Raw genomic sequence first — 14,093 nt, 5'->3', positions numbered from 1 at the left:
CTCAGCTGCCGGAACTGGAGTAGTATGATTCTTCCATTAGAAATCCTCGACCTTAAAAAAAGATACAAGGATAGCACAGTAGAAGCTGTAAAAGGTGTGACCTTCGACGTAAAAGGCGGAGAGATCTTCGGCCTTTTAGGGCCGAATGGTGCAGGGAAGACGACAATTATTTCTGCGATCACAACCTTGGAGGAACCCACGTCAGGAACAGTGAAAGTTTTTGGCGTGGACGTCACCAAAGATCCGATGTTCACAAAAAGACAAATCGGCGTGGTTCATCAAGAAGTGATCAACTCTGGTTTTTTTGATGTGGAAGAAATTTTGGAATTTCACTCGGGCTACTACGGGCTTCGTAAAAATACGGAGCGTATTCATTTTCTTTTACATAAACTTGCTTTGTACGAACACCGTAACAAAAAAGTAAAACAACTTTCCGGTGGAATGAAGCGTCGTCTGATGATTGCCAAAGCCTTGGTTCACAATCCAAAGCTCCTGCTTCTTGATGAGCCGACAGCAGGTGTGGACATTCGTCTGCGTGAAGATCTTTGGAAGTTCGTTCAAGAGCTTCGCAATGAAGGCATGTCAATTCTTCTGACGACGCACTACTTGGAGGAAGCGGAGCAACTTTGTGACCGTGTGGGGATTATCAACCTCGGTGCACTGGTGTGTTTGGGAAATACAAAAGAAATCATTCGTCAGTACACGCATAAAAAAATCCGCATGATTCTGACAGAAAACTTCTCAGTAGCGTCATCGTACTTAGTGGATGTCGTGGGGAAGGAATATCTCTTCGTTGTTCCGCAAAACAAACCTTTAGGCGAAGTTATTAGCGAAGTGGGAATTCCGACAGAACTTATTCGCGACATACAAATTGAGGAAGGGGATCTTGAAGACGCCTTCTTAAAACTTGTCAGCCAAAAGAAAGAAGTGCAGGCGCCTCTATGACTGGATTCGTAACTATCTTTCACCGAGAAATCGCGCGTTTTTTAAAAGTCATCGTGCAAACGGTGATTACTCCCTTTGTGTCTTCGTTCCTTTATCTTTTGATTTTTGGTGTGTCGTTGGGTGAACAGATGGCGGCTCATCAAGGTGTAAGCTATTTGGCGTTCTTGATTCCAGGTCTTATGATGATGGGGCTTATCAATAACTCTTTTCAAAACTCTTCGTCATCTATCGTGTCTTCAAAATTCTCTGGCGACTTGGAAGATCTTCGCGTGGCACCCATAACAGATCGGGAAATCATCTGGGCCATGAGTCTCGGATCCCTAGTTCGCGGCTCTATCGTCGCTTTGATCACTTACATTGTAGGTTCAGCTTTTATGCTTTATCAACAAGGGGAGTGGCTCGCCATCGCGCACCCCATGATCACATTGTTTTTCTTAATCGTTGCGGGATTGATTTTCGGAATGATCGGTATCAGCATTGCCTTTTGGGCAACGACCTTCGATCAGTTATCGGCATTCTCGGCGTTCATTTTATTGCCTCTAACTTATTTAGGCGGAGTGTTCTTATCTATCGAACATCTTCATCCATTCTGGCAGATGGTTTCAAAGGCCAATCCGTTATTATATCTTATTAACGGTCTTCGCTACGGCATCTTGGGAGTCAGCGACGTCAATGTCTGGACGGCCGCTGTGATTTCATTGATCGGTTTTGTTTTCTTTTATTTGGCTGCGCATTGGAGTCTTAAAAAAGGTTCTTTCCAGCGCTGGTAAAATGGTTGTCGCAAAGACGTCAGTTGTTCCACAGGAGAAATTATGAAAAGATTTTTGCTAATTTTCCTAGGCGGAATTGTCGTCAGTCTTCCGACATGGTCTCAAAACGAAAAGATAAAGGTGACAGTTCTTTACACCGGAACGGCGTCACCTCTTGAAGGATCGACCATTCAAGGTGGCTCCTGGTTTAAGAAATTTCCCATGGTGCATCCGGCATTTTTGATCGAGCATCCCAAAGGAAATTTTTTATTTGATACTGGCTTAGGAAAAACAGCGAAGACTCAAGTGCAAGACATGCCTTGGTGGGCGCGACTTGCGACTCGTTTTGAACAAGAAGAGACGGCTGTTGATCAGCTTAAAAATCTGAACATCAAACCAGAGCGCATTATCGTATCGCACGTGCATTATGATCACGTCAGCGGACTTGCGGATATGCCCGAAGTGCCCGTCGAAATACTTCCTCAAGAGTTGGAATTCACAAAAATCAAAGGCGCTTCTCCCGCGGTGTTTCCCTCACTGTTTTCAGATAAAACTCCGTGGAAAACATATGAACTTGAACGCAAAGAGTACGAGGGCTACTCAAAAAGTCGCGACATTTTCGGTGACGGAAGTCTTGTGTTAGTAGGAATGCCAGGGCATACGCCAGGCTCGGTAGGACTTTTCATCAACATCAGCAATAAAAAACGTGCGTTTCTTGTCGGAGACACTGTGTGGAACTCAGAAGCTCTGAATAATGGACTTCCGAAGTTTTGGCTTTCAAGAAAATTTGCGGATACAAACTCAGATGAAGTTTTAGAGCGCATCAAAGAACTTCAAGCTCTTCATAAAAAGTATCCAGAGCTTTTAATTGTTCCGAGTCACGATGCTAAAGCTGTGGCAGCTTTTGTGGATTTGATGAAGCTCTAAAAGGCACGGACTTACGTAATCTCAGCGAAGAGTAAATCCGTCCTTCGGAGGGGCTTCAAGATAACTAGTAAGTAACAGTCGCTGGTTGTTGAACAGCCGTACTTGTGTTTTGGTTTTGTGTGCCGTCGTTAACAACGCTGAAATTCAATGATTCGAATTTTTGACGACGATTTCTTTCGTCTTCAAGGCGAGCCGCTTCCAGTTTTTCTAGGATTTGATTCTCAGTGCGCACTTCAAGTTGTTTGCGTGCATCTTTTAAACCTTCCAACGCCGCAGAATTTGAAGTCACAAGTTGAGCTTGTGCTGAAGTTCCTGCCAATACAGATACAAGAATGATTTTTTTCATAGTATTGCCCCTTTTTGCGTCTCTCATATCCATAAAGATGTCCGATTGATCTACTCAATGCGCTGCATCTATAAACTCTACAGGGAGATTATGGATGCAGCGAGTCGCAGGCTTCTTTGTCATTCTGATCCCAATGAGTTAAATAGACTTCCTTCGGGAGTTTCACATGTTTGAGAATTTATCTGACAAGATCATGGCGAGTCTTAAAAAGGTCCGTGGGCAAAGCAAGATCACGGAAGCCAATGTTGAAGACGTCATCAAAGAAATCCGCTTAAGTCTTCTTGAAGCCGATGTGAACTTCAAAGTCGTTAAGACATTTATTGATAAAGTAAAAGCCAAAGCCCTTGGGGCTGACGTTCTTCAAAACGTCAATCCAGGCCAAATGTTCGTTAAGATCGTTCACGATGAACTCGTAAACGTTTTGGGTGGCGGAGCCGTTGATATCAACGTGCGTGAAAACCCTAGCGTGCTTTTCTTAGTCGGTCTGCAAGGGGCGGGTAAAACAACGTCCGCTGCGAAATTGGCCCTTTATATTCGTCAAAAACTAGGAAAAAAACCGGGACTTGTTCCTGCCGATATCTATCGTCCAGCGGCGATTGATCAGTTGCAAACATTAGGTCGTCAAAACAACATTCCTACCTTCCCAACAGAAGTAGGAATGAAGCCTGAAGAGATCTTGGAAAAATCTAAGCAATGGGCGAAGGACAACCTGGTTGATGTTGTGATCGTCGATACCGCAGGCCGTTTGCAAATTGATGAAGAATTGATGGGAGAGCTCGGCCGTCTAAGAGACATCTGGACTCCGCAAGAAATTCTGCTTGTTGCCGATGCGATGCTCGGTCAGCAATCCGTGAATGTCGCAGAGGGTTTCCATAAGCGTTTGACTCTGACGGGTCTGATTCTAACGAAGGTAGACGGGGATGCACGCGGTGGCGCGGCTTTGTCTATTCGTGAAGTGACGGGAATTCCTATTAAGTTCCTCGGCGTCGGTGAAAAAGTTTCTGCTCTTGAAGTGTTTCATCCAGACCGTTTGGCAGGACGTATCCTCGATATGGGTGACGTTCTTTCTTTGGTGGAAAAAGCTCAAGAAGTGATCGACGAAAAATCGGCTCGTGATTCTGCAAAAAAGATCATGAAGAACGAATTCACTTTGGAAGATTTCCTGACTCAGATTCAGCAGCTCAAAAAAATGGGCGGCTTTGAGAGTATCTTGAAATTTTTACCGGGCATGGGGGAGCTGAGCAAACAGCTTAAGAATATGACCCCTCCGGATGCTGAAATGAAAAAGATTGAAGCCATCATCCGTTCTATGACTTATGAAGAACGCCACAATCACAAGGTCTTAAATGCGTCGCGTCGTCAGAGAATCGCAAAAGGTAGCGGGACTCAAGTTCAGGACGTGAACAAGCTGGTAAAGCAGTTTGAGGATGCGAAAAAGATGATGGGCGGGCTCATGAAAATGGGAATGGGTCGAGGTGGGATGAAGTTCCCATTTTAAAGCTTGATATTTAATTGTGAACACAGTACACACTTGGTCTTACTGTTTTTGATACATGAGGTTGAATAAATGGCAGTTGTAATTCGTTTGGCTCGTATGGGCGCTAAGCATGATCCTAAATACCGCATCACTGTGGCGGACTCTCGTCGTTACGTTACTGGTAAATTCCTTGATATTCTTGGGACTTACATCCCAACTCCAAAGGGTAACGACAAAAAAGTTGAGCTTGATCTAGCTAAAGTTGAAGAGTGGATCAAAAAAGGTGCTCAGCCTACAGACCGTGTAAAACACGTTATCAAATTGGCTCAAGCTAAATAATAGTGGTTGGCAACGTACCCGAATTCGATAGAATATCGGGTAGGTAAAGTACTATCTGTTGGGGGTAATTATGGATAGCTTGAAAGACCTCGTAGAATTCATGGCAAAGTCCCTTGTGGACAAACCTGAAAAAGTCGAAGTTGATGAAATCCCTGGTCAGCAAACTACACTTCTTGCTTTGAAGGTTGATAAAGAAGACCTCGGTAAAGTGATTGGTAAGCAAGGTAAAACTGCTGCGGCTATGAGAACAATTATCCGTGCAGCTGGTACTAAGCTGAACAAACGTTATCACTTAGATATCGTAGAATAAGCTTAAGCAAATAGATTTATTTCTCTAGGAAGGGGTTGTAACAACAACCCCTTTTCTCGTTTCGGCGTCTTCGGTGCTGAATTGAAGCAGAGTTAGTTGGAGTATGAAAATGAAGTTGGTTGGAAAAGTTCGCGAAGCCCATGGTCTCAAAGGGGATCTTTATGTTGTCATTTTTTCTGGCGACATCACTTGGGCAAAGAAAATGAAAAACTTTGGCTTAAAAGCTAAAGGTTCTGAAGAGATCAATAATTTCTCTGTGGAAAGAACGAAGCCTTTCAAAAAAGGTTTTATCGTGAAAGCAAAAGAAATTGCGGATCGCACGGCTGCTGAAGGTGTTGAGCACATGGAGTTCTTCGTTGATGACGACCTCTTTGTTTCTAAACCAGGTGAAGGCATTTATCTTTCTGAAATTTTGAACTTCAAATTGAAAAATCCTGAACAAGTCGTATTGGGTGAAATCGTGGGTTTTTCTTCCAACGGTGTTCAAGATCTTTTGGTCGTCGATATCGCAGGGAAAAAAGCAGAAATTCCGTTCGTTGATGCTTTCATCAAGAAAATCGATTTCAAACATCAATCTATCGTGATGGATTTGCCTGAAGGGCTTTTGGATATCGAGAACGCTTAATGCTAACGATTGACGTGATCACTCTTTTTCCTGAGATGATTGAAACCGCCGTGTCTCACGGTGTTTTGGGTCAGGCTTTAAAGAGTGATCTGTTGTCCGTTAAAGCGCATACACCTCGTGAATTCGCATCCGATCGTCATCGCACAGTCGATGACCGTCCTTTTGGCGGCGGCGATGGTATGATCATGCTGCCTGAGACTCTCGAAAAAACAATTCAGAAAGTGCAACATAAGACTTCGAAGGTTGTGTATCTGTCTCCGCAAGGAAAAACTCTGACAGATGAAACAGCTCGTGCACTTTCTAAAGAAGAGCATTTGGTTTTTATCTGTGGCCGTTACGGCGGAATTGATCAACGAATTATCAATGAGTATGTCGATGAAGAACTCTCAATCGGTGACTACGTGTTGTCAGGCGGTGAGTTGGGCGCCCTTGTTGTGATTGATGCTCTGGCGCGATTTATCCCAGGAGTATTGGGCCACGACGATTCCGCTCAAAAAGACAGTTTTTCAGAGGGGCTTTTAGAGCATCCTAATTTCACCAGACCGCGGGAGTATCTGAATCAAGAAGTTCCGGAAGTTTTATTGAGTGGCAATCACAAGCTCATTGAAGAGTGGAAACACAAAGTGTCGGCTCTGGTGACTTTGAAAAAGCGTCCGGATTTATTTAAAGAATATTTGAAAAAAGAAAACGAAAAGTATTACGCACAGAAGAAGAAAAAGACAGGGCCTCCGTTAAAAGAGCTCAAGGAATTTTTCTCTCAGATGTCGGCCCAAGAAAAACAAGCTTTGGGTTTAGAAGATGTGCGTGAGGAAGATTTAAATGGCTGAGACTCCCTATGTTCCTCGACTTGCTATAGGACTGGTTCATTATCCCGTGCGCGATCGTTTGCAGAAAACGGTGGCGACGAATATCACGAATTTCGATATCCATGACATTGCCCGGGCGGCTCAGGTTTATGGGGTGGAAAAATATTACATCATCCATCCCATGCAAGAGCAGCTCATGTTTGTAGAACGGGTTTTAGACCACTGGAGAACCGGGCAAGGCTCTAAGTTCAATCCCATGAGAAAGACGGCTCTAGGCCCCGTTAAAACGGCTGAGAGTGTAGAGAAAGCCCTGGCAGACTGGAATGTTCCGGACTGTCTGACGATTGCAACTTCGGCGCGAGTCGAGTGGGCTAAGAAAAAATACTCATTTGCTGAGCTGCGCAATCAAATGCATGTAGAAAAGAAACCCGTTTTTATGCTATTTGGTACTGGCTTTGGCATGACAGAGGAACTGATTGGGTCTTGCTCTGGAGTTCTTGAGAGTATTCGAGGGGCTCCCCCCAATGATTACCGCCATCTTTCTGTGAGATCGGCAGTAAGTATCTGTCTTGACCGCGTAATGGGTCCATGGTAGACCCTTATTTTACTTTTTGAGATAATTGACTGCTACAAGGATTAAGCAATGGCTACTAAAGAAACAAACCTCGTTCGTCGTGTAAGCGTTAAAGCTGCTAACAAAAACATCCAAGCGTTCGGCTCTGGTGATACTGTTAACGTATTCGTTAAAGTAAAAGAGGGTGAGAAAGAACGCGTTCAGCTTTACAAAGGTATCGTAACTAAGATCCAAGGATCTGGCGCTCAAAAAACTTTCACAGTTCGTAAGATCTCTGCTGGTGTTGGCGTTGAGAGAACTTTCCCATTCGCAAGCCCTGCTCTTGATAAAGTAGAAGTTGTGACTATCGGTAAAGTACGTCGTTCTAAGCTTTACTACCTTCGTGCACTTGAAGGTAAAGCAGCTAAGATCGAATCTGAGCTTGTTTCTTCTGCTGATAAAGCAGAGTAATTCTGTAGCCAAGTTTGTTTTTACATTCGAAAGACCTAGGACATTACGTTCTAGGTCTTTTTCTTTTTTGTCCGTCTCCCTTTTCTCTTTTTCTTAAAGTTGTTACGCAAATAGTTCTGCAGTGACCAAAGACCAGCTCTATGTCTAATATCTGCGAACTATGGCAGTATCTAAAAAAACAGCATCTAAGACATCCGCATCTTCGAAATCATCTAAGGCACCAGCTAAGAAAAAATCCGCAAAGAAGGAAGCATATCCTAAAGTGGACTGGCGTGAGTTTTCACCGACACCTGTGATTGGCGTTGATGAAGTAGGGCGTGGATGCCTTGCGGGGCCTGTCTATGCGGCAGCTGTCATTTTTAAATCAGATGCTCTTACTGATCTTGTCACAGATTCTAAATTGATATCCGAAGAACGTCGTGAAGAGTTGGCCGAACTTATTTTAAAAGAACATCAGGTGGGAATCGGTTATGCAACGGTGGAAGAAATTGATGAACTCAATATTCTTCAAGCGTCGTTGCTAGCGATGAAGCGTGCGATTGAAAGCTTGGGTGTTGCCGCTGGTCACGTGTTGATCGACGGCAACATGAAAATCCCAGGGCTTGAAGGTTTTGAACAAACGACGATCGTCAAAGGTGACTTGCGAGTGGCTCCGATTTCGGCAGCTTCTATTGTGGCGAAAGTGGCCCGAGACCGTTTGATGAAAGAACTGGGAGCAAAGTTTCCTGTCTATGGATTTGAAACGCACAAAGGCTATTCAACACAAGTCCACATGGACAGCATCGTCGCGCACGGCCCGTGCGAAGTACACAGAAAATCCTTCGCCGGCGTTAAAGAATACGTCACAGCCTAAAGCATACTGGGCCCACGAGCGTGGGCTTGATTCCGAAAAACACGTTCAAAAATTTTACGAGCGCAAAGGTTACGAACTTCTCGCTCAAAGAGTGAAAACACCGTTTGCCGAAGTGGATCTGATTTTTAAAACTCCCGAAGGTCATGCTCTGATGGTCGAAGTGAAAACCGCCAACATCGCTGATTTTCAACCGCATCGAATTTCACAAAGACAGAAAACTCGTCAACTGCGAGCGCTGCAATTCTTAGCAGAGCGATTGGATTCATTGGTGGAAGCTCACTGGGCCTTCGTCACAAAAGAAGGTGTCGTAACAATCATCGAAGACATCAGTGGTTGACGAAAGGGCACCAAAGTAGGGGAGAATAGATTATGAGAAAAACAACTCTTCTAATCTGCATCCTAGTTTTCCAAGCCCAAACAGTCTTAGCGCAAGATCTCAAAGAATTCCTAAAAAGTTGCGCCTGGGGAACCTTAGCGGGCGCAGGCGCCGGAGTTGTAAGTCTCGCATTCACAGATAAACCCAGTGATTCATGGAATAACGTAGCGAAGGGCGCATCATTGGGCCTTTATGCTGGAATCGCCTACGGCGTTTACAAAATAAACAAAGAACCAGAAAAATACCAACAGCCGGACTTCGCAATAATGCCTTCCTTCAACAAAGGCACAGTAGACGGAGTGCAAGTCACAAGCACCGTCTTCTCATTCTAAGGCGAAGCATCTGCAAAGAATAAACAGTTCAAAGAAGTTCAACACGAGACAGCTTCAAGGCTGTCCGAAGCAAAGACATTGGGGATTCTACTAAAATATAAGTATGCATCCCCAAAGGCGAGTTCCACAGCAGCAGTCCCAGAGGGACGCGTCCGCGAGGACTGTCCGAGCCGACGGGATGCATACTTATATTTTAGTAGAATCCGTAAGCGTCCAACGCCTCTGGAGGAAGCGGCGGCTTCGGCGTTCCATCGAAATTAAATTCGAAGTTGAGCTTAAATCTCGTGTCACTGCCGACGACTTGTTCGTGAATAAATGTAATCAACATACAATCACCAGGTGGCTTGTATTGTGCGATGTAGGCCCACGATTTAATTTGTTTTCCGTTTTCTGCTTCAGCCCAATTGGCATCGTAAACGAATTTACCCATCAAGTTGATGTAGCGAGAAATAAATCCGGCAGAGAAAGTATAATCTTCCTGACGAGTGCTGGTATCCACAGGTTGTCCTGGTGTGATCTTGTACTGACGAGTCAGTTGCACTTGGAAGAATTGTCCCTTGTCATTCAATAAACGCACGCGCGAAGATGCGTTGGTCACGTTTTGATAAGGGAAATAGTTAAAGATGGAATACGTTTGGAAGTGATCTAAACGCATATCCAATGTTGCTGTGAGGTCTGACCAATTCTCGGTACTGCGACCTTCTTGAGAAGCATCGTAGGATTGCGCTAGTTTTAAATAACCGATCTGACGATATTCCGGGCGGTCTCCGACCCAGCGTTTTTCTGTGACTTTGTTTAATAAAGACACCGTCACAAGATTGCGGTCGTAGACGCGGTCGTTATAGTCAAATTGCACTCCGAAATCACTGCCGATATCCAAGTCACTGATACCATCGCGAGATGAGTACGGTGCATCGGAAAGATTTCCCGTTCCAAAGAACGGATGATTCTCTTGAGAGAACCAAGGAAGACGGCTGTACGTGATCTCGGGCACGATCTCATGCTTGTAGCGAGTCGCCTTGGAACTGACCGTGTCTCCGTAGATGCGGCTGAAATTCATGCGCGTGCTAAGTTCTGTGCGCAGATACCGACGAACCAGGTACGGATTTTCTTCAACGTTAAAGTTATAATGTGTTTCACGATAGCTGAGCTTTGGTAAAAGATCTAAGCCTTCGCCCATCTTAATGGGATAATAAAGTGTCGGGCGGAAATCCAAGCGTTGGCCTGTGCGAATCTGATCAATGGAAGGATCGTAAGTGCCGTCGTAAATACGTTTACAATTTGGATCGTCTTCCCATTTTGGTGAATGACATGTGTTTTTCGGGAAGCGAACTTTAGCTCCATCGATGATGACCTCTTCCATATCATCGTACGCATTTCCCGAGCGAGCGAAGTTCGTGTAAGTGAGATCCAAAGAGTAAATAAGATTGGTGTCGCCAATATTTTTTTGCGCCTGGGCAAAGCGGAGTTCCGGCAAACGGTGAACGGCATCTTCATTGCCTGCAAGAGGATTTCCGTGAAGCATATTCACGTAGTAAGACGAATCAACGCTGTAGTGCTGGTCTTGATTGTTCTTCGTGTAGGAAACACGATTTTCCATGGCAGAGTCCCCGAAGTTCAAAGTCTCTTCCGGGAAGTCTTTGGGGTATTGTAAGTCACTCGCAAGATTTATTTGTGCGCGATGAACTCCGCCGTCGGGCATTTCATAGTAGTGATTGTAGCGCGTAAACCAACGATCAATCGGATCGTTTCGCTCGCCTGCGGGACGGTAGGTATTTAAACGCGGGTCATCCGCAAAGGCTTTATCGAAAATACTCGCGGCACTTAAGGAGCCATTTGAGTTTTCATTGAGGACATAACGATATTCAAAGAGCGCTTTGAGACCACGCTTGGCGTAGTCTTTGGCTTCAATCGTCGCATCACTGCTTCTTGAAATAGCCCAGAAGTAAGGAATTGAAAAAGCAAACCCCCCCGTTTCGGAAACTTCGAAATTCGGAGTCAGAAGTCCTGATTGGCGGTCACTTTTAAGAGGAACAATCAAGTAGGGAAGCCAGAAGACGGGGACGTGACCAAAACGCAAGACCGCATTTTTAATGTAAGCATAGCCGCCCAATTCTGCGCGCACAGTGGTTCCTGAAAAACTCCATGAGGCAGGGCAGTTGGTACACGCGGTGTAGTCTGCGGTGTTTACGATGTATTCGGACTCTCCGGTTTTTTGCAGAAGAGTTCCTGCAAACATCACCGATCCCGATTGAACGTAGCCGTTATAAATAACACCTGTATTGTTTTCGTAATCTAAAAAGACTTGATCGCCGACAATGGTATTCTTTGCATCCATGATTTCAACATTGCCGTAAAGTTCTACTTGGCGAGAGCGGCGATAAACGCGGGCTTTATCCGCCTTAAGATGTTGCCCTTGAAAAACGATTTGAACTTTTCCCTCAAGTTCGGCGGTGTCTTTTTCGTTGTCGCCAAACATGCTTTCGGCGTTGATCAACATGCCATGGATTTTAGCTGTGGGAGCAGCCTCGGCAGCCCACAAAGGAGTGTCCGCAAAAAGGGACACTGCTAGAAATGAAAAGAAGAAAATCCAACGATGCAATACCAGTCCAGTTCTACGGCCCAAGCCGCCCGAACTATTGTATGGAGCCCTTGGGCGTTTGTCGAGGTTGAAATCCAAAAAACCCTGGCCTCTTTTTGGACTCAAAACGTCAGAAATCCCTGCCGAAAAGAGGAGTGATAGTTAATCCAAAGAATGAGGTCTTTCATGGAAATTAAACTCGTGCTCGACGGGGATATCACCGTTGTGTCTTTGAGCGGTCGCATCGAAATTGAAAAAACACAATCTTTCAAAAAAGCGTGTCTGCAGAATTTCTCTCAGAGAAAAGTCGTCTTCTGTATGAAAAATTTGAATTTCGTGGGATCTTCTGGAATTCAAAACTTCTTTGGTGTTCTTAATGAACTTAATTCTTCAAATAAACTCAACGCGAAAATCGCGGGTTTGAACCCGGATTTCCAACGTCTTTTTAGTTTTTCTGAATGTGCAAATCTTGAAGTGCACGAGAGTATCGAAAACGCCCTGCAAAGCTTCTAAACAGAAGCGTCCTGTTTACGCAACTCGTTGAGTTTTTGGCTCAGCTCAAGGTTCAGACGCTCCAAAGCGGAGACTGCAACTTTGAGCTTTTCGTGTTCTTCGTTCTTGGCATTCCACATGTAGCGAAGACTTTCAAGTTGCTCCATGTATTGGAAACTTTCTTTTTCCAACTTTTGGATTCTTTCTTGGTCTTCGACAACGCGGATTTGCAGATCGGCGTGCTCCACCCCTAATTTTTGGTTTTGACGAGAAAGTTCGCTGATGCGCTCTTGCTGGCGCTCGATTTCTTTTTCAAAGCGCTCTTTCATGTCTTCTTTAGTGCGGCGAAGTGTCACGATTTCATTCTCAAGAGCGTCTTGGCGCTCAAGGGCAGAGTGCAACTTCATCGACTTCACTTCCAATTCTTCTTGGATTCCGTGAAGCATTTGAAGTTCGCGGTTCATACCTTGAATTTGTTCTTCATAGAACTGCACCATCTCTTGGGCTTTTTTCTCGGAAGCTTCCACTTGATAGCGAGAATTCTTCGTCACTTCGATAATCTGATGACGAAGATCGCGAAGCTGCGCTTCTCTTTGTGCAAGGGAACCTTCAAGTTCCTGTACTTTCAAATCTTGCGTGCGAGAGTATTCTTTTAACTGAGAGATGTAAGGCTTTACCTGGTTTTTAATGCGATCGTGGTACTTCGCATGGCGCGTGAGTTCAGCACCCATGTGTTGCACTTTTTCTTGAAGAGCGCGGAGTTTTTCTGTGTGGATTTCTTTTTCTCTTTCAAGCTGATCGATTTTTTGGCGCCACAAACCGTCTTTTTCTTTCCAGACAAGAATTTGGTCTGTCACAGAAGATTGGGACATGCGGGCTTTGTTGGCTTCTTCAGCTAGTTTTTGATTTTCTGTTTCCAGAATAGAAAGACGACGCAAAGAAACTTTAAGTCTTGCCATCAAGTCTTCATTCTGTGAAATCAAATTTTCAACAGTGGATGATTTCAAAATCTCTTTGGGGAGATGACTGAAATCGTTTCTGCGTGGAAGCTCATCCGGCAATGGAATTTGTCCCACTGTCGCCTGTGCGGCTTCTGCCGATTCAAAATCGAGATGTCCTAATTTCGCCGTCTGGAAAGATTCGGTTTCCATAGCCCTCCTCCATGAAGTCTAGGTCGCCCAGCCTTGATTTTCTCAATATGAGGCGGATTTAGTCAAACTAAGGTCGCAAGACTAGACTAAGGTATCGCTAAAAAGGCTTCATTTATCGAATGGAATTCCGAAAAGAAAAGGTATGTCAGTACCAGCACTTAAAGAAAACAATGCAGCACCCGACGTAAAAAAGCAGGAAGATTCCGCGTTTTTTGATGTGGGCTTTGATCGAACTGAGCTGGGAAAGCCGGATTCACTGCGTTTTAATATTTTGACGTGGGTTTTGGATGAGCGCTATGACAAGGCCATCGAGGAGCTCAAGGGCTTTTTAGAAAAGCCTTCGGAGTATCCAAACTTTCAATCCAAGATCACCCGCTACATTCATCACGGTGTTGATCTGATTTACGCTATTAAAGCTAAGCGCAGCTTTCCGGGAATCAATTCTTTAACTCGAGCAAAACAACAAGAGTTGCGCGAGAAATTTAAAGAACACTTTAAGGAACTTCAGTATATCCTTAAAATAGTTGAGAAAATTCACAGTGATCTTCGCATTCAAGATGTGCGTTCGACGATTTATGTTGTACGTGCTTTATGGTTTGCAGCCTTAGGAATCGTGATTTTGGCATTCTGGCTTGATGTCTTTCATGGTCTTGCGAAGACAAGTTACCTTGTTTTCGACGACATCTTTGGCCAAGTCGCCAATTTCCTTGCTGAAAAAATCGGGTTTTGAAGCCGGACCGCCACACAGCACAGGCGGCTC

The 14,093-nt window shown here is 44.6% G+C and carries 18 protein-coding genes; 15 read left to right on the top strand and 3 right to left on the bottom strand.

The window, feature by feature from the left end; translation table 11 throughout:
- Positions 1 to 24: 24 nt before the first annotated feature.
- The 3 genes from ACLSSO_RS09855 to ACLSSO_RS09845 are packed head-to-tail and all read left to right on the top strand — an operon-like array spanning position 25 to position 2,621.
- Positions 25 to 945, top strand: coding sequence for an ABC transporter ATP-binding protein (locus ACLSSO_RS09855; protein WP_295904782.1), 921 nt, complete (start codon positions 25 to 27; stop codon positions 943 to 945).
- A complete protein-coding gene (locus ACLSSO_RS09850) occupies positions 942 to 1,715 on the top strand; it encodes an ABC transporter permease (protein ID WP_295904784.1) in 774 nt (257 codons plus the stop codon). Before ACLSSO_RS09855 ends, ACLSSO_RS09850 begins: the two co-directional genes overlap by 4 nt.
- Positions 1,716 to 1,757: 42 nt before the next feature.
- Entirely contained in the window at positions 1,758 to 2,621 is an 864-nt protein-coding gene (locus ACLSSO_RS09845; protein WP_295904786.1) for an MBL fold metallo-hydrolase, read from the top strand.
- A gap of 64 nt (positions 2,622 to 2,685) precedes the next feature.
- Here the strand turns inward: ACLSSO_RS09845 and ACLSSO_RS09840 are convergent, their stop codons facing one another.
- Positions 2,686 to 2,967, bottom strand: coding sequence for a hypothetical protein (locus ACLSSO_RS09840; RefSeq protein WP_295904788.1), 282 nt, complete (start codon positions 2,965 to 2,967; stop codon positions 2,686 to 2,688).
- Between the two features lie 166 nt (positions 2,968 to 3,133).
- On the opposite strand from ACLSSO_RS09840, the gene ffh reads away from it, so the two are divergent.
- The 10 genes from ffh to ACLSSO_RS09790 all read left to right on the top strand — a co-directional run bounded on the left by ffh (position 3,134) and on the right by ACLSSO_RS09790 (position 9,109).
- Positions 3,134 to 4,465 (top strand): signal recognition particle protein, encoded by a 1,332-nt coding sequence (ffh, locus tag ACLSSO_RS09835; protein WP_413942657.1) that lies wholly within the window; start codon positions 3,134 to 3,136, stop codon positions 4,463 to 4,465.
- 69 nt (positions 4,466 to 4,534) lie between these two features.
- Entirely contained in the window at positions 4,535 to 4,783 is a 249-nt protein-coding gene (gene rpsP / locus ACLSSO_RS09830) for a 30S ribosomal protein S16 (RefSeq protein ID WP_041875524.1), read from the top strand.
- Between the two features lie 70 nt (positions 4,784 to 4,853).
- The gene (locus ACLSSO_RS09825; protein ID WP_041875527.1) at positions 4,854 to 5,093 is read left to right on the top strand and encodes a KH domain-containing protein; all 240 of its coding nucleotides are present in this window, start codon (positions 4,854 to 4,856) and stop codon (positions 5,091 to 5,093) included.
- A 109-nt stretch (positions 5,094 to 5,202) separates the two neighbouring features.
- Positions 5,203 to 5,718, top strand: coding sequence for a ribosome maturation factor RimM (gene rimM / locus ACLSSO_RS09820; protein WP_340591851.1), 516 nt, complete (start codon positions 5,203 to 5,205; stop codon positions 5,716 to 5,718).
- Positions 5,718 to 6,545 carry a tRNA (guanosine(37)-N1)-methyltransferase TrmD gene (trmD, locus tag ACLSSO_RS09815; protein WP_413942656.1) on the top strand — a complete coding sequence of 276 codons (828 nt, stop codon included), beginning with the start codon at positions 5,718 to 5,720 and terminating at the stop codon, positions 6,543 to 6,545. Before rimM ends, trmD begins: the two co-directional genes overlap by 1 nt.
- Positions 6,538 to 7,119: an RNA methyltransferase gene (locus tag ACLSSO_RS09810; RefSeq protein ID WP_295904804.1), complete on the top strand. Its 582-nt coding sequence runs from the start codon at positions 6,538 to 6,540 to the stop codon at positions 7,117 to 7,119. The genes trmD and ACLSSO_RS09810 overlap by 8 nt, the downstream gene beginning before the upstream one ends.
- Before the next feature lie 48 nt (positions 7,120 to 7,167).
- The gene (rplS, locus tag ACLSSO_RS09805) at positions 7,168 to 7,548 is read left to right on the top strand and encodes a 50S ribosomal protein L19 (RefSeq protein WP_413942655.1); all 381 of its coding nucleotides are present in this window, start codon (positions 7,168 to 7,170) and stop codon (positions 7,546 to 7,548) included.
- A gap of 160 nt (positions 7,549 to 7,708) precedes the next feature.
- Positions 7,709 to 8,401, top strand: a complete 693-nt coding sequence (locus ACLSSO_RS09800) for a ribonuclease HII (protein WP_413942654.1) — start codon at positions 7,709 to 7,711, stop codon at positions 8,399 to 8,401.
- The gene (locus ACLSSO_RS09795; protein WP_413944819.1) at positions 8,286 to 8,738 is read left to right on the top strand and encodes a YraN family protein; all 453 of its coding nucleotides are present in this window, start codon (positions 8,286 to 8,288) and stop codon (positions 8,736 to 8,738) included. Before ACLSSO_RS09800 ends, ACLSSO_RS09795 begins: the two co-directional genes overlap by 116 nt.
- 32 nt (positions 8,739 to 8,770) lie before the next feature.
- Complete coding sequence (locus ACLSSO_RS09790; protein ID WP_413942653.1) at positions 8,771 to 9,109, top strand: hypothetical protein; 339 nt, start codon at positions 8,771 to 8,773, stop codon at positions 9,107 to 9,109.
- Between the two features lie 193 nt (positions 9,110 to 9,302).
- Here ACLSSO_RS09790 and ACLSSO_RS09785 read toward each other — a convergent pair whose 3' ends face one another.
- Positions 9,303 to 11,789, bottom strand: a complete 2,487-nt coding sequence (locus ACLSSO_RS09785) for an LPS-assembly protein LptD (protein ID WP_413942652.1) — start codon at positions 11,787 to 11,789, stop codon at positions 9,303 to 9,305.
- An 87-nt stretch (positions 11,790 to 11,876) separates the two neighbouring features.
- On the opposite strand from ACLSSO_RS09785, the gene ACLSSO_RS09780 reads away from it, so the two are divergent.
- Positions 11,877 to 12,203: an STAS domain-containing protein gene (locus ACLSSO_RS09780; protein ID WP_340591837.1), complete on the top strand. Its 327-nt coding sequence runs from the start codon at positions 11,877 to 11,879 to the stop codon at positions 12,201 to 12,203.
- Here the strand turns inward: ACLSSO_RS09780 and ACLSSO_RS09775 are convergent.
- Positions 12,200 to 13,333, bottom strand: a complete 1,134-nt coding sequence (locus ACLSSO_RS09775; RefSeq protein ID WP_413942651.1) for a hypothetical protein — start codon at positions 13,331 to 13,333, stop codon at positions 12,200 to 12,202. The two genes, ACLSSO_RS09780 and ACLSSO_RS09775, sit on opposite strands and share 4 nt — an antisense overlap.
- Before the next feature lie 142 nt (positions 13,334 to 13,475).
- On the opposite strand from ACLSSO_RS09775, the gene ACLSSO_RS09770 reads away from it, so the two are divergent.
- A complete protein-coding gene (locus ACLSSO_RS09770; RefSeq protein WP_413942650.1) occupies positions 13,476 to 14,063 on the top strand; it encodes a hypothetical protein in 588 nt (195 codons plus the stop codon).
- The last annotated feature ends 30 nt before the right edge of the window (positions 14,064 to 14,093 follow it).

It is taken from the genome of Bdellovibrio sp. HCB-162, from assembly GCF_047344985.1.
Classification (GTDB): Bacteria; Bdellovibrionota; Bdellovibrionia; order Bdellovibrionales; family Bdellovibrionaceae; genus Bdellovibrio.
Note: the sequence above shows the minus strand (reverse complement) of the source record. Positions and strands in the feature narration are given on the sequence as shown.

What these genes read in the sequence shown, in the direction of transcription:
- ACLSSO_RS09840 (WP_295904788.1), bottom strand. Translation starts at nt 2,967, where the DNA reads ATGAAAAAAATCATTCTTGTATCTGTATTGGCAGGAACTTCAGCACAA.
- rpsP (WP_041875524.1), top strand. Translation starts at nt 4,535, where the DNA reads ATGGCAGTTGTAATTCGTTTGGCTCGTATGGGCGCTAAGCATGATCCT.
- ACLSSO_RS09850 (WP_295904784.1), top strand. Translation starts at nt 942, where the DNA reads ATGACTGGATTCGTAACTATCTTTCACCGAGAAATCGCGCGTTTTTTA.
- rplS (WP_413942655.1), top strand. Translation starts at nt 7,168, where the DNA reads ATGGCTACTAAAGAAACAAACCTCGTTCGTCGTGTAAGCGTTAAAGCT.
- ffh (WP_413942657.1), top strand. Translation starts at nt 3,134, where the DNA reads ATGTTTGAGAATTTATCTGACAAGATCATGGCGAGTCTTAAAAAGGTC.
- ACLSSO_RS09855 (WP_295904782.1), top strand. Translation starts at nt 25, where the DNA reads ATGATTCTTCCATTAGAAATCCTCGACCTTAAAAAAAGATACAAGGAT.
- trmD (WP_413942656.1), top strand. Translation starts at nt 5,718, where the DNA reads ATGCTAACGATTGACGTGATCACTCTTTTTCCTGAGATGATTGAAACC.
- rimM (WP_340591851.1), top strand. Translation starts at nt 5,203, where the DNA reads ATGAAGTTGGTTGGAAAAGTTCGCGAAGCCCATGGTCTCAAAGGGGAT.
- ACLSSO_RS09775 (WP_413942651.1), bottom strand. Translation starts at nt 13,333, where the DNA reads ATGGAAACCGAATCTTTCCAGACGGCGAAATTAGGACATCTCGATTTT.
- ACLSSO_RS09770 (WP_413942650.1), top strand. Translation starts at nt 13,476, where the DNA reads ATGTCAGTACCAGCACTTAAAGAAAACAATGCAGCACCCGACGTAAAA.
- ACLSSO_RS09810 (WP_295904804.1), top strand. Translation starts at nt 6,538, where the DNA reads ATGGCTGAGACTCCCTATGTTCCTCGACTTGCTATAGGACTGGTTCAT.
- ACLSSO_RS09825 (WP_041875527.1), top strand. Translation starts at nt 4,854, where the DNA reads ATGGATAGCTTGAAAGACCTCGTAGAATTCATGGCAAAGTCCCTTGTG.
- ACLSSO_RS09845 (WP_295904786.1), top strand. Translation starts at nt 1,758, where the DNA reads ATGAAAAGATTTTTGCTAATTTTCCTAGGCGGAATTGTCGTCAGTCTT.
- ACLSSO_RS09790 (WP_413942653.1), top strand. Translation starts at nt 8,771, where the DNA reads ATGAGAAAAACAACTCTTCTAATCTGCATCCTAGTTTTCCAAGCCCAA.
- ACLSSO_RS09780 (WP_340591837.1), top strand. Translation starts at nt 11,877, where the DNA reads ATGGAAATTAAACTCGTGCTCGACGGGGATATCACCGTTGTGTCTTTG.
- ACLSSO_RS09800 (WP_413942654.1), top strand. Translation starts at nt 7,709, where the DNA reads ATGGCAGTATCTAAAAAAACAGCATCTAAGACATCCGCATCTTCGAAA.